The organism is Bacteroides sp. 11BF (assembly GCF_019633765.1).
GTDB lineage: Bacteria > Bacteroidota > Bacteroidia > Bacteroidales > Bacteroidaceae > Bacteroides > Bacteroides hominis.
In genome coordinates this window covers 194,195-208,311 of record NZ_JAFKPJ010000001.1, presented here as the reverse complement: position 1 = coordinate 208,311, position 14,117 = coordinate 194,195, and the positions used below count along the sequence as shown (strand labels likewise).

Sequence of the window (14,117 nt, the reverse complement as noted above, 5' to 3'; positions counted from 1 at the left end):
TCTTAAAAGGCACACAATCCACCTTTTAAACCAAAATTCCGTTGGCTTAAAACCAACAAGCCTTTGGTTTAAACCCTAAGGTGCCTTGATTTAAAAAGTTTTTTCGGCGGATTATTTCACTTTGAGTTTGTTCTTATTTTTGTAGTTGGTCATGTCGCTGACCACCACCTTGTCTCCCGGATTGAGTCCGCTCACCACTTCTACAAACTCAAAGTTCGAATCGCCCAGCTGAACTTTCCGTTTTACGATTTCATCGTCCGAAGTCATCACGAACAGATCGTATTCGCCGCGGCCTACATAATAAGAGGCATTGGCTATACGCAACACATCTTCTTTCACGGCATTCATCACATATACATCAGTCTTGAGTCCCGAACGCAACCGCTTGTTATTATCTTCTTTCAGTTGCACGGAGAAAGAGATAACTCCGTTCTTTGAAAGCGGAGTGACACTGCTTACGGTCCCCTCGAGTTTCTCACTGCCCACTTTCACAATAGCCTTTCCGCCCGCTGCCACACGGTCGCCATAAGTATCGGCAATCTCGCCATCCACTTTGAAATGGCTCAGATCCGAAATGATAGCCACCTGCCCTCCTTGAGGAATCTGCGCACCGATCTGGTTGTTGATATAAGTAAGGATGGCTTTGCGCGGCGAACGTATCTGTGCATCGTCCAACGTACGCTTCATTTCGGCAAGTCCCTTACGGAACATGTTGAGGTCGAGTTCAAGCACTTTCAGGTCGGCGGCTGCTACCTGTTTCTCGTTGGCATATTGTTGTTTGAGTTGTTCCAATTCGAGGCGGGACGTATTGTAGCTCAATTCGGCCTGGCGTACCTTATCGGTCGTACCGGCTCCAAGACTGTCGAGGTATTGTTCGTTGCGAAGCTCCACCTTCATCCGCGCCAGTTTCATTTCCGACACTTTGATCTGCATGGCCATATCGCTCAATTTGGTCTGGCTGTTCACCTGCGCCTGATCGAGCTTATAACGTTTCATTTGCTCTTCATCCAGTAGTTTTTTATAGTCGGTTTCCGTACTTTGTAAGTCGAGTTTCAGGATGGGAGTACCTACATCTACACTGTCACCACCCTTTCTATATACTTCCACGATGCGGGTGTTGATCGGTGAATTGATGATCTCTTCAAAAGCCGGAACCACTTTGCCCGAAGCACTGACACTGACCTCGATCGTCCCCTTGTCAACGGTAGACAACACGAGATCCTTCTTCTGTACTCCCGTACGCAACAACGAAATTAGTAAGCTAATGCCTACTATCCCGATAATACCGATAGCTGAAAAACGAATAATCTTTTTATTACGCTCTTTATTGCGCACCTCTTTTGGAATTTCTCTGTCCATATATAGTCAATTATAGATTTACAAATATTCTTTGTATTTCTATGATCAAACCTTATGCCAAAAAAGGAAAGCACTGTGTTTCAGCAGGAAGAAGAGAAACAGGGTGTCCGATAATGAACACCCTGTACAGTTTCGTAACAAAGCGTAACTGTGTTCTCTGCGGTGAAAAACACACGTTTGGGTGTAGCCATCCGGCAGAAAGGGTGTAGCCCTAATAGCAAAAGGGTGTAGCCATGCATAAAGTATGGCTACACCCTTTTGCTATTAATACATTTCTTAATATACCGCAGCGGCAAAGTCTACCTCAGCCTCAACCTGTCTCCCACTTCGGGAACATAATCCCCGTCCTTACGGTTCATCTTATACAGGTTCTTCAACCGGATGGCATATTTCTGAGAAATAGTATGCATGGAGTCTCCGTCTTTGACGATATAAACCGTATAAGGTTTCGATGCTCTCTTTTTCTTCTCTTTCAGATAAATGATATCACCATCCATCAAGGTATAATCACGTTGCAAGTCGTTATACTTCACCAACTTTTTCCAACGGATATCGAACTCTTTACCCAATGACTTAAACGTATCTCCGTCGCGGGCTACAATATAAGCGATACCGTTTGCTATGTAGACCTGATGCGGATTGAGTACCGTCGGTTCACTCTTTGACGAACTCCATCCTCCCTTACGGTCATATTTATAAAGGTCGTAGTCTTCAATAATCGTAATCAGACGGTTGGCATACGAAGGATCGGTAGCATATCCCGCCTTTTTCAACCCACGGGCCCAGCCTTTATAATCCGTTATCTTCAGTTTAAACAAGAAAGCATAGCGGGCACCGCGTTTCAGAAATGCCGAATGGTCCTCGTACGAATCACGGGGATTGCGATAAGCACGGAAGCATTCGTTACGGGCATCGTCGTCATGGCGTACGGTACGTCCATTCCAGCTACTACCGCATTTGATGCCGAAGTGGTTATTACTTTTACGCGCCAGCGTGCTCATACCGGCACCACTTTCAAGCAGCCCCTGCGCCAATGTGATACTGGCGGGTATCTTGTGCTCCTTCATTTGCTCTACAGCCAGGGCACTATACTTATTTATATAATCTACGTAACGGGAATTCCTGCGCTGCGCCTGAGCACCGACAGAAAAAGCAAGAACTGTAACTACGGCAATCAGCCTGAGAAGTTTGCTATTCATCTATTAATTTGTGTATGTTAGGTTATGCGGCACAAAAATCATAAAAATAATTGGGATTATCAATCTCTTTTCTAACTTTGTAACATGATTTGTAGAACTATAAACCACCTACCCACATGAAAGACCTGACTATTACCTCTGTAATTAAAGTATATGAATATGACGAACTCAATGACGCAGACCGTGCCTTATTGGATGATGCCATCGAGGCAACCCGGCGTAGCTATGCACCTTACTCGCACTTCTCGGTAGGAGCGGCAGCACTGCTGGCCAACGGAGTGATAGTGACAGGCACCAATCAGGAAAACGCAGCCTACCCGTCCGGACTTTGCGCCGAACGAACTACGTTGTTCTATGCCAATTCGCAGTATCCGGACCAGGCAGTGAAGACTCTTGCCATCGCCGCACGTACGGAAAAAGACTTTATCGACACTCCGATTCCTCCTTGCGGCGCCTGTCGCCAGGTGATTCTGGAAACGGAAAAAAGATATAAACAACCCATACGTATATTGCTTTACGGCAAAAAGTGTATTTACGAAATACAGAGTGTGGGACATTTATTACCCCTGTCATTTGACGCATCAGCCATGGAGGATTGATTATGATAAGAACTTACCAGACAAAGCTGAAAGGTATGCTTGCATTGACCACAAGCTATCATACCGAAAAGAACTTGCAGAAAGAAAAGAGTTTGTATAAATTCATATGGGTACGTCAAGGAAGCATTACCCTGGAGATAGACCACCAGGAAGTGACACTGGCCGAAAACGAAGTGATCTCCCTCTCCAATCTCCAGCATCTGGAGTTCCTGTCCATCGATGGAGAGTATCTGACGGTGCTGTTCAACAGCAACTTCTATTGTATTTACGGCAACGACCATGAAGTGTCGTGCAGTGGATTTCTGTTCAACGGTTCTTCGCACGTGGTGAGATTTATGCTCAACGAATCGGAACGGCGGTCGATGGAAGATGTAGTGGGTTTGCTGGACCGCGAATTCACCGTATCGGACAATCTACAGGAAGAGATGCTCCGCATCCTGCTTAAACGTTTCATCATCCAGAGTACACGCATCGCCCGGCAAAGACTGAATATCACCCAGGAAAAGGAGTACAGCTTCGAGATTATCCGCCAATACTATAATCTGGTAGACGAACACTTCCGGACTAAAAAGCAAGTGCAGGATTATGCCGACATGCTGCATAAATCACCCAAAACACTCTCGAACATCTTTTCTTCCTGTAAACTGCCTTCGCCCCTGCGCGTCATCCATGAACGGGTGGAAGCAGAAGCCAAACGACTCCTTTTATACAGTAACAAAAGTTCGAAAGAGATTGCTGATATTCTGGGATTTGAGGACCAGTCCTCTTTCAGCCGTTTCTTCAAAAACATGACCGGAGAAAGCCCTGTGCAATACCGAAATTCGGTAGAAGGGAAGAATTGACAATTCATCCGGCGATATTGCTATTTCCCGCCGATGGGAAAAACCGGATCTTTGCATCAGAAAGTTAAACCCATAAAAAGAAATAGCATGAAAGAGAAATTTATCACTCTGCTCACAGTAGCATCCGGTCTGAAAGGTTTCGGACTGAAATTTATCCGCGTAGCCATCCTCGTTGTTTTTGTTTGGATCGGCGGACTGAAGTATTTTCATTACGAGGCCGACGGCATTGTACCATTTGTAGCCAACAGTCCGTTTATGAGTTTCTTCTACGCCAAAGATGCCCCCGAATATAAGGAACACAAAAATCCGGAAGGTGCTTATGTTCCGGCCAACCGCGAATGGCACGAAGCGAACAGAACCTACACGTTCTCTTATGGACTGGGAGCTTTGATTATGTCCATCGGTATCCTGGTATTCTTAGGCATCTTCTTCCCCAAAGTGGCACTTATCGGCGACACACTGGCCATCATCATGACACTCGGTACACTCTCCTTCCTGGTGACCACTCCCGAAGTCTGGGTTCCGAACTTGGGAAGCGGAGAATATGGCTTCCCGCTCCTATCCGGTGCCGGACGTCTGGTAATTAAAGATATCGTAATTCTGGCAAGTGCCGTTACCCTGCTTTCCGATTCATCGCAGCGTGTACTGAACTCCCTCAAAAAAGCCGACTGGGAAAAACGGAACAAATAAGGGTTACGGAATGTTATAAACTGACATTAAAGATACATCCTTCTAAAGTATAAGAATTATGAAACAATATGATGCCATTATTATCGGTTTCGGCAAGGGCGGCAAGACGCTGACCGCCGAATTAGCCAAACGCGGCTGGAAAGTCGCACTGATTGAACGCTCTGCCATGATGTATGGAGGTACTTGCCCCAATATAGCCTGTGTGCCTACCAAACGCCTTATCCACGAAGCTGAAAAGGTGAGTTGGCTCTACCCAACCAGTTACGAAAAGCAGGCCGAAGCTTATAAAGCCGCCATCGCACGGAAAAACGAAATGACAGCAGCTTCAAGGGCTAATATGTTCGACAAACTGAGCAGTCTCCCCAATGTGACCATTTACACCGGAATGGCATCGTTCGTTTCAAAAGATGTGGTGAAAGTAACCCTTCCCAACGAAGTGATCGAACTTCAGGGAAAAAAGATTTTCATCAATACCGGATCAACCAGCATTATACCGGCAATAGACGGGCTGAAAGACAGCAAACGGGTATATACCAGCACATCATTGATGGAACTGGATGTATTGCCCCGACATCTGATTATCGTGGGCGGAGGTTATATCGGACTGGAGTTTGCTTCCATGTATGCAAGCTTCGGAAGCAAAGTGACCGTGCTCGAAGGAGGTGACAAATTTATTGCCCGCGAAGACCGCGATATAGCAAACGCTGTAAAAGAGGCACTCGAAAAGAAAGGAATAGAAATCCGCCTCAACGCCCGTGCACAATCCATCCGCGATACAACGGACGGTGTAATCCTGACTTATACGGATACCGCCGGCGGTACATCTTCTGACATAGAAGGTGATGCCATCCTGGTAGCTACGGGACGCAAGCCAATGATTGAGGGACTGAATCTTCAGGCAGCCGGAGTAGAAGTGGATAGCCACGGGGCTATTGTTGTAAACGGTTATCTACACACCACCTCCCCAAACATTTGGGCAATGGGTGATGTAAAAGGCGGGCTGCAGTTTACTTATATTTCATTGGACGATTACCGGATTATCCGGGACGACCTTTTCGGAAATAAAGAACGTACGGCCGACGACCGCAACCCGGTGGCATACTCGGTATTTATAGATCCGCCGCTTTCACATGTCGGGCTGACCGAAGAAGAAGCCATCAGACGGGGATATTCCTTCAAAGTATCACGTCTCCCGGCCTCAGCACTACCACGTGCACGTACTTTACAACAGACTGACGGTATACTGAAAGCCATCATCGACAGCCATTCGGGACGCATCATGGGCTGCACGCTGTTCTGTGCCGAATCTTCCGAAGTCATTAACATAGTAAACATGGCAATGAAGACCGGACAACATTATACTTTCCTTCGCGATTTCATCTTTACACATCCAAGTATGGGCGAAGGATTGAATGAATTGTTTTCAATAGATTAGTTTAACGAGAAGAGGGGAGAAGTTTCAGATTTCTCCCCTCTCTTTTTGTAATTGCCGGAATATCTTCTATCTTTGCAGTCTAATTTCATATGTATACCCATGAGAATATCTAAGTAAGACAACACTTTCCGGTAAACATCACTTTTCACATATGCTTCTTTTCATGTATTGTTAAGCATCACGAATCCGTGTTGTTTAACCCCTATTGTGTTTGTCTCTCCCCTACCCGCTATCATCAACAGCAAGTATTTACTTTCAAACCAATAGACAAGTATGTGTATCCAAGTACAACAAATCACCTATATCCATCCCGATAAAGAAATTCTTTTTCAAAATCTCAGTTTCTCTGTCAGCAAAGGACAGCAACTGGCTCTGATCGGCAATAATGGTTGTGGCAAGTCAACATTGCTGCAAATCATATCCGGACAACTGCAACCATGTTCGGGAACCGTACTCCGTCCATTCGCTCTTTATTATGTACCCCAACACTTCGGACAATATGATAAAATGAGCATTGCCGAAGCCCTCGGGATAGACGGAAAACGAAAAGCCCTCCATGCCATTCTGGATGGAGATACTTCCATCGTCAACTTCAATATCCTCAATGACGACTGGAACATCGAAGAAAAAACCACAGCAGCTCTCAATGGATGGGGGCTCAGAACAATGTCTCTTGACCAGCCCATGCATACACTGAGTGGCGGAGAAAAGACACGCGTATTCCTGGCAGGCATCGAACTGCAGGAAACTTCCGTGATATTGATGGATGAACCTACCAATCACCTCGACAGCCAAGGACGCAACAAACTGTATGAATGGGTGAAGAAATGCCGTTCTACGCTGATTGCAGTCAGCCACGACCGCACTCTGCTCAATCTGCTTCCCGAAACCTGCGAACTGAGCCGTAGCGCACTTGTGTTTTACGGAGGGAACTATGAATTCTACAAACAGCAGAAAGAGCTTCTGCTAAGTGCTTTGCAACAACAACTGAATGAAAAGGAGAAAGAACTCCGGCAAGTACGGAAGCTTGCACGTGAGGTTGCCGAGCGGAAAGACAAGCAGAATGTACGGAGCGAAAAAGCGGTTCCTCAAAAAGGCATTTCCCGTATGGCCATCAATACCCTGAAAGACCGGGCAGAAAAAAGTACCACCAAACTGGCGGACATCCACCGGGACAAATCGGAAAAACTTGTCGCCGAACGAAGTCAGATACGCAACAGGTTGGGCGAAGTGTCACTGCTTAAAACCGATTTCAATGCTTCTGCCTTACATCCGGGAAAAATATTACTGACTGCCCGTGATATAAACTTCACTTATGAAGATTCGTTTTTATGGAAGGTTCCCCTAAGTTTCCAACTGAAAAGCGGCGACCGGATACGTATCGAAGGAGACAACGGGAGTGGTAAAACCACCCTATTGAAACTGGTCACCGGAGAACTATTGCCTGCTTCGGGTAGACTGGAGCGCACCGGGTTCAGTTACGTCTATCTCAATCAGGAGTATTCCATCATTTCCGACGGGCTGACAGTGCTCCAGCAAGCAGAGTCATTCAACCTCCGGAACCTGCCGGAACACGAAATAAAGATCATATTGAATCGCTTTCTCTTCCCGGTGGCAAGTTGGGACAAACCTTGCAAACAGCTTAGTGGAGGTGAAAAAATGCGGCTCGCTTTCTGTTGCCTGATGATCAGCAATAACACTCCTGACCTCTTTATCCTGGATGAACCCACCAATAATCTGGACATACACAGCATCGAAATCATCACCGCCACCATCCGGAATTATACGGGTAGTGTACTGCTGGTATCACATGATGAATATTTTATAAAGGAGACCAGTATGAAAGAGAGTATCTTTTTATAATTTTGCACCGGTTAAAAAAGAATTATCCAAAATGATGCATACAAAAAACAACCGGTGGTTCATCTTCTACCAAGATCAGTTATTACTGGAAAAGAAAAACAACGCTTTCTCCATCCCTTCAGGAGAAAGCGCCCCCATCGCCATACCGGAAGGAATAACCGTACACACCCTAACTACGCCCGATGGCATATCCGGCAAAAGTTTCTACATAGATTCTCCGATCACAGAAACACCGGAATATGCACAAATGGGGTTGCGCGCTTCTTATGATTACCTGCCGCTCGAACACTATCAAGCAGCAGGTAAAGCTCACGAAATCCTGTACTGGGACCGTAGCAACCGCTTTTGCCCCACATGTGGAACTCCACTGGTACAGAAAGAGCCTATTATGAAAAAGTGTCCGGATTGCGGTAAAGAAGTCTATCCCGCCATTTCAACGGCAATTCTGGTATTGGTACGCAAAGAGGATTCTTTGTTACTGGTACATGCCCGCAACTTTAAAGGTACATTCAATAGCTTGGTGGCCGGCTTCCTTGAAACCGGAGAAACCTTGGAGGAATGTGTGGAAAGGGAAGTTAAAGAAGAAACCGGACTGGATGTGAAGAACATTCAGTATTTTGGAAATCAGCCCTGGCCCTATCCGAGCGGACTCATGGTAGGTTTTATTGCCGATTATGCCGGGGGCAGCATTCGCTTGCAGGATGACGAACTCAGTTCCGGGAATTTCTATACAAAAAATAATCTGCCGGAACTTCCGCGGAAGCTAAGTCTGGCACGTAAGATGATTGACTGGTGGATAGCACAACAGTGAAAAAAGACAAGCTACGAAAGGTACACCCACCACAAACGAACAACCAGGAACGGATAGAAAAGAAATCCGTTCTCAGCATCATAAACCTGTGTACCTATTCGTAGCCTGTGTTTTACAGTTAAAATTCTATTCAAAAATAGTCAGTTCTTCCAGCCCTAACTTCTCTTCCCAGTCACTGATGGTCATCTGGCAAAGATCAGCCGGTTTCATATCGGCAGGGACAGCATTCTGGGCCAAATAGACAGCAGGAGTGCACGACAAAGCACAACCAACCTGATCGGGTTCTACAAACGTATATTTATAACCAATATAAATACGGTCGTAAATCACATCCTGATCCTGTCCGCAAAGTACAATGCTGTTGGTGGCTTTCCGGAGTATCCCTTCCAAAAAACCAATTGCTTCGCCTTCCGTTGTCGAATCATCCCCGTAAGTTCCGGCGTCTTTCACAAACAGGCAGGCTCCTTTACTACGGTTTTTCAAAATAGCCAGTCCGATCACAGACCACACCCATGTGGGACCGCATGCTACAACCTTTCGGCTTCCTCCCGGCACATAAGCTCCGGGGAGTATGGGAAAACGACGCTCTTTGGCACGGCCGAACAAACGTTCGGTTGCCTCCAGCAACGGACGGATATTATAAACAGGAACGTCTACCCCTTCAGGCTGTGCCTGCATATAGATAGGCATCTCCTTTCTTTTGGCAATGTCATCGTGCATTGCCAGGTCAAATCCCCAGATAGCTCCATTTTGTCCACAAAATGAAGAAGCCTTCATCAAATTGACTTGTCCGAGATATGCGTCGTTTTTCTCACAGCGGTCCTTTGCTACAATCTTTTCAGTTATTGCATCAAGGTCTTTCACGTCGACTGTACCGACTGACAATTTCATTGTCGAAATATATCCTTCACCACTTGCAACTCCGGGATTCAAATATCCCATGCAAAATTCTTTACTTGGCCCTATAGCCTGACTAATCACATTAGAGGCATCATAACGGATGCCGGACACAAGATCTTTCATACGTTTTTAAGTTTAGATGTTGCAGTAAGAACAATATATTGCCAAGAATGATTAGCCTCTGCTCCATAAAGAAAGCAAAAGAAGACGAAGAAGACAAAATACTAAAAAATGTGAAGCTATCAATTTGGTAAGTTCAAACAGATATTCCATCAATCTGCCTATCATTCAAAGAGTTCGTTTCAAGCAATTATCAAGTTTAAATCAACTGTTTATCTTATAGATAGCATACTAACAGAATGTTTGTTTTAATGATGTGTTAAAGTTAATCATTTGGAACCAAACAATTAATTACGTAAACCAATAGTTAATGATTAATCAAAAGAAAATTAATATCTTGGGAAAAGAAAAACTAGGAACCCGGAGGGTGTATCGAAACTCACCACAGAGGATACAGAGTAACACTGAACAAATACCAAGTAACTGATTATCAACATTATTATTCTATAATAATCTGTATAATCTGTGGTGAAAAGAGTTTTGACACAGCTCCATCAAAACAAAATGTATTATGAAAGAACAAAATTTTATCCGATTTATGGATAGCATTATCAGCGAACAAAAAGCAGGTAATTTTCTCGGAACTGCCCATATTTATCAAGCCAGCCTGAATGCATTCGGAGCTTTCACAGGCAGCAAGAACATCCTGTTTCGTCAGATGACACCTGCATTACTAAAACGATTTGAACATTATCTCCGCCTGAGAGGAAATAGCTGGAATACCGTCTCCACCTATATGCGAGCCTTACGCGCTGTCTACAACCGGGCAGTGGACCGCCAACTGGCCCCCTACTCTCCCCGCTTGTTCAAACCTGTATATACTGGAACCCAAGCCGATGTGAAAAGATCTCTCAAAGCAGAAGAAATGGGGCTTTTACTGCAAATGAACCACACTGCACAGCATCCAGAAGCCATTTGCCGTGCCCACAAGATGTTTGTACTTATGTTCTTATTACGCGGACTTCCCTTTGTCGACTTGGCCTATCTGCAAAAGAGAGACTTAAAAGGAAATATCCTCACTTACCACCGGCACAAAACAGGACGCCAACTTACAGTAACCGTTCCTTCCGAAGCTATGGAGATTATTCTGGAATATATAGATACCGACCCTGACTCACCTTACTTGTTTCCTATTCTGAGCAAAAAGCAAAAAAGCCATATCAATTATCAAGAATACCAATATGCTTTACGTGCATTTAACTATCAGTTGATACAATTGGCGCATCTATTGGGAATTTCGAAAAACCTGAGTTCATACACCGCACGACACACCTGGGCTACCTTAGCTTACCATCTTGAAATTCACCCGGGCATCATCAGTGAAGCCATGGGACATTCGTCAATCAAAGTGACAGAAACCTACTTGAAACCATTCAACATTAAGAAATTAGATGAAACAAATGCTCATATTATATCATTTGCAAAAGAAGCATATACAGGACTAATACTTTGATTATCTGAACCATTACTTTATAGGTAACTCCTCTATAAGTGCGCTACAAACATAAATCATTTTTCACAATAAAACAAATAAAATACGATTATTTATTAAAATAAGTCATTGAATCATCCCTTATAAAAGAAAAAGACGACTATAGTCTTTGGTGTACATTACATTAGTATCATGAATGCGCACAATTCGCTCATCCCGTTTTTAATCCCCAACGAGATGATCCATCTCCTATATGCTTTATACTACATATAACCGGAATTTAATGTTAAAAACTCCTCTCAAAGACGCTTCTTATCGAAAAGCGGACTTCGATCCCGTTACCTATAAAGTAACGGTAGATAGAGGTATTACACAGATAGAGGAAAAGCCGCAATAGGCAAGAGAATACATTGATTTACTTACATAACATTTTTATTAACACTAAAAAAACAGAGGTATGAGAAAATGGACTTATCTCGTAGCTGCACTCTTAGTGGGAGGAGCAACTACAACGTTTACCGGATGTATCGATAATGATGAACCGGCAAGCATCACAGAACTTCGCGGAGCGAAAGCAGAATTGATTAAAGCAAAAGCAGCTGTACAAACTGCTGAAGCGGCTTACAAAGAGGCACAAATTGCTATCGTCAATGCCAAAGCCGCTTACCTGGAAGAAAAAGTAGCCCAGGAAAAGCTTAAAACAGAAGTTCAAGCAGCCAAAACAGAAGCGATGAAAGCCTATTGGCAACAAAAAGCCGAGAAAAGCGCAGAGTTATTCAAAGCTAAAATGCTTGAGCTACAAATTCAGACTGCACAAGCACAGGCCGCTTATGAAAAGGCAATGATCGATATAGAAGTGGCTTTACTTGGTTACAAAGATAATGCCTATGCTACCAAGTTGAACGAACTGCTATACACGCAAAGTTTTGCATATACTCCTAAAAAGATCACCTACAATGAAGAATTGGGGAAAATCAGTGTAGAAGATGGAGAAGAGACTACCGTAAAAGGCCTGATCGAACTCTCCGGTACATTAAGCGATGCCCAGGAAGAACTGGCTGACCTGATGAGACAGAAATCTTTATTAGAATTCAGCTATGATCCGGAAGCATTGATTGCCGGCGTTACCAACCAGATTGCCATTCAGAAAGGTGAAGTAAAAGGTATCGAAGAAAACCTGGCACAGCTGAAGGTTGTCGCAGAAATTCCATTGGATCAGTTTGAAGCCAAATACAAAGAACTTAATGATAAGAAAACGGATCTTGACAATAAAATCAATGCTATCGACTTATCAAAAGTAAGTGACGCCGATTATCAGGCAGCCGTACAACAGGTAGCTGAAGTGCAGAAAGCAAAAGAAGCAAAAGGTGAATTCACTTTCGATATTCCTGCTGCCATCCAGGATGGATTTGCCAGAATGATTCTGGAAAAACAAACTTTGGACAACAATGACCTTGCCTGTTCCTTTAGGCCAGCAATAAAGATAGATCCCGCAACCGGAAAATACTATTTTCCTAATGGGTTCCGCTTCTCTAAAACCATGCAGGAGAAAAGAAACATATTAGAAGCTATCACTACTTTATTAACCGACAAAGTAAAGACCAGCGAAGAACAGGCACAGGCAAAACTGGCACAGGCACAAGCTAAAGTTGACTATGATGCGTTCCAAGCAGAGCTGACCAAAGTAGAGGGTACATGGGCAAAAGCATCTGAAGCTTTTTATAAGGCAGTAGATGCAGGCAAGTATCTCAGTCAGGAGGGACACGACGCACGCAGCTTGATCATCGCAGATTATCAGACTTACCAGAAAGATTATGAAAGTGCCGCCGGAGATGCAGCTAAAGAAAAAGCTGCTTTAGACAAATTTATTGCTCAATACAAAACTTATCTTACCGCCAGAACCGCTTTGGACGGACTAAAGCTGAAAGAAGAAACAGACATTACTAAAGATGCAGCCAAACTGGACGCATGGAAGGCACTTATCACTGAGAACAACGGAACAACAAGTTATGATGCCGTATTCGGTGTGGAGGATTTGTTTAAAGCTGAAGGTGGCCTCGCTGCCGATTTCGTCAAAGCAGCCAAAGCCGCCGGCTACAGTAACGAACGCCAAACTACAGCAGTTTACGCAGAATGGTTGGCGGCTTACAATAAAGCATTAGCCGAACACACCGGAGAAGGAGAGTTTACATTCGATCCTGACGGAATCTCCCTAACCCAGAACGGGCTGGCAGACAAAACATTTGAAGCAAAGAAGAAGTACGATGCTTTAACAGATGAAATCAACAATGTATCTGTATGGGCCGACCTGAACTCAAAATTAATGGCTATGGGTACCGACAATGATAAAGCAATCGCCGCAACAGATACAAAACTGGCAACAGCACAAATTACCCTGAACCAGATTACAGAGAAGTACGATGCGGAGAAAGCAAGTCTGGAAGTGCAGAAAGCCGGTTTGAATTGCATCTTAGGTACAATGAAAAAGGCTTTGCCTCAGACTGGTGATAATAACCAGCCATTGTCCACTTATGAGGATGCAATTAAATACCTGAAGGACGAAATAGCCAAAATCGAAGGTGCACCTTCTGAAGTTGACAACGAAAGTGGCAACATCACTGTAAAGAGCGGTACTCTGGCAGAGGCAAAAGCTGAACTGAATATGTACGATGCTTTGCTGAAAGCACTACAGGACGGTAGCTACGAACAAGAACAAGCAACAGCCATCAAACTTAAAGAAGCTCAAATCGATGCCAAAACTTTTGAAATCGAAGCATTGACGGTATTATTCAACAAGGCAAAAGAGATGAAAGATCAGCTTATCAAAACACTGACCGGAGACACTTCAGCCGAATAAATAAAAACTA

11 protein-coding genes are annotated in these 14,117 nt (G+C 44.2%); 8 read left to right on the top strand and 3 right to left on the bottom strand.

Annotation, left to right across the window (positions count from 1 at the left end):
- Window positions 1–111 precede the first annotated feature (111 nt).
- Window positions 112–1,359, bottom strand: coding sequence for an efflux RND transporter periplasmic adaptor subunit (locus JZY04_RS00900; RefSeq protein ID WP_005776262.1), 1,248 nt, complete (start codon window positions 1,357–1,359; stop codon window positions 112–114).
- Between the two features lie 299 nt (window positions 1,360–1,658).
- Window positions 1,659–2,558 carry a glucosaminidase domain-containing protein gene (locus JZY04_RS00895; RefSeq protein ID WP_005776261.1) on the bottom strand — a complete coding sequence of 300 codons (900 nt, stop codon included), beginning with the start codon at window positions 2,556–2,558 and terminating at the stop codon, window positions 1,659–1,661.
- Between the two features lie 116 nt (window positions 2,559–2,674).
- On the opposite strand from JZY04_RS00895, the gene cdd reads away from it, so the two are divergent.
- The 6 genes from cdd to nudC all read left to right on the top strand — a co-directional run bounded on the left by cdd (window position 2,675) and on the right by nudC (window position 8,798).
- Window positions 2,675–3,157, top strand: a complete 483-nt coding sequence (cdd, locus tag JZY04_RS00890; protein WP_005809459.1) for a cytidine deaminase — start codon at window positions 2,675–2,677, stop codon at window positions 3,155–3,157.
- A 2-nt stretch (window positions 3,158–3,159) separates the two neighbouring features.
- Window positions 3,160–3,999: an AraC family transcriptional regulator gene (locus tag JZY04_RS00885; RefSeq protein ID WP_005776259.1), complete on the top strand. Its 840-nt coding sequence runs from the start codon at window positions 3,160–3,162 to the stop codon at window positions 3,997–3,999.
- An 87-nt stretch (window positions 4,000–4,086) separates the two neighbouring features.
- A complete protein-coding gene (locus tag JZY04_RS00880) occupies window positions 4,087–4,689 on the top strand; it encodes a DUF417 family protein (protein ID WP_005809464.1) in 603 nt (200 codons plus the stop codon).
- 58 nt (window positions 4,690–4,747) lie between these two features.
- Window positions 4,748–6,124, top strand: coding sequence for an FAD-dependent oxidoreductase (locus JZY04_RS00875; RefSeq protein WP_122142453.1), 1,377 nt, complete (start codon window positions 4,748–4,750; stop codon window positions 6,122–6,124).
- 273 nt (window positions 6,125–6,397) lie between these two features.
- On the top strand, window positions 6,398–7,987 hold the full coding sequence (locus JZY04_RS00870; RefSeq protein WP_122142454.1) for an ABC-F family ATP-binding cassette domain-containing protein: 1,590 nt from the start codon (window positions 6,398–6,400) through the stop codon (window positions 7,985–7,987).
- A 31-nt stretch (window positions 7,988–8,018) separates the two neighbouring features.
- Window positions 8,019–8,798, top strand: a complete 780-nt coding sequence (gene nudC, locus JZY04_RS00865; protein WP_122142455.1) for an NAD(+) diphosphatase — start codon at window positions 8,019–8,021, stop codon at window positions 8,796–8,798.
- Between the two features lie 126 nt (window positions 8,799–8,924).
- Here the strand turns inward: nudC and JZY04_RS00860 are convergent, their stop codons facing one another.
- Window positions 8,925–9,821, bottom strand: a complete 897-nt coding sequence (locus JZY04_RS00860; protein WP_005809470.1) for a histidine decarboxylase, pyruvoyl type — start codon at window positions 9,819–9,821, stop codon at window positions 8,925–8,927.
- Window positions 9,822–10,329: 508 nt separating this feature from the next.
- Here JZY04_RS00860 and JZY04_RS00855 point away from each other — a divergent pair.
- Together JZY04_RS00855 and JZY04_RS00850 are read left to right on the top strand one after the other, a co-directional pair.
- On the top strand, window positions 10,330–11,271 hold the full coding sequence (locus tag JZY04_RS00855) for a site-specific integrase (RefSeq protein ID WP_122142456.1): 942 nt from the start codon (window positions 10,330–10,332) through the stop codon (window positions 11,269–11,271).
- Window positions 11,272–11,707: 436 nt separating this feature from the next.
- Window positions 11,708–14,107, top strand: coding sequence for a hypothetical protein (locus JZY04_RS00850; RefSeq protein ID WP_220575438.1), 2,400 nt, complete (start codon window positions 11,708–11,710; stop codon window positions 14,105–14,107).
- Window positions 14,108–14,117: the final 10 nt, after the last annotated feature.

Bases quoted from the DNA above. Each gene is read 5' to 3' on its own strand.
- JZY04_RS00860 (WP_005809470.1), bottom strand. From the start codon at position 9,821: ATGAAAGATCTTGTGTCCGGCATCCGTTATGATGCCTCTAATGTGATT.
- JZY04_RS00850 (WP_220575438.1), top strand. From the start codon at position 11,708: ATGAGAAAATGGACTTATCTCGTAGCTGCACTCTTAGTGGGAGGAGCA.
- nudC (WP_122142455.1), top strand. From the start codon at position 8,019: ATGATGCATACAAAAAACAACCGGTGGTTCATCTTCTACCAAGATCAG.
- JZY04_RS00895 (WP_005776261.1), bottom strand. From the start codon at position 2,558: ATGAATAGCAAACTTCTCAGGCTGATTGCCGTAGTTACAGTTCTTGCT.
- JZY04_RS00885 (WP_005776259.1), top strand. From the start codon at position 3,160: ATGATAAGAACTTACCAGACAAAGCTGAAAGGTATGCTTGCATTGACC.
- cdd (WP_005809459.1), top strand. From the start codon at position 2,675: ATGAAAGACCTGACTATTACCTCTGTAATTAAAGTATATGAATATGAC.
- JZY04_RS00875 (WP_122142453.1), top strand. From the start codon at position 4,748: ATGAAACAATATGATGCCATTATTATCGGTTTCGGCAAGGGCGGCAAG.
- JZY04_RS00900 (WP_005776262.1), bottom strand. From the start codon at position 1,359: ATGGACAGAGAAATTCCAAAAGAGGTGCGCAATAAAGAGCGTAATAAA.
- JZY04_RS00870 (WP_122142454.1), top strand. From the start codon at position 6,398: ATGTGTATCCAAGTACAACAAATCACCTATATCCATCCCGATAAAGAA.
- JZY04_RS00880 (WP_005809464.1), top strand. From the start codon at position 4,087: ATGAAAGAGAAATTTATCACTCTGCTCACAGTAGCATCCGGTCTGAAA.
- JZY04_RS00855 (WP_122142456.1), top strand. From the start codon at position 10,330: ATGAAAGAACAAAATTTTATCCGATTTATGGATAGCATTATCAGCGAA.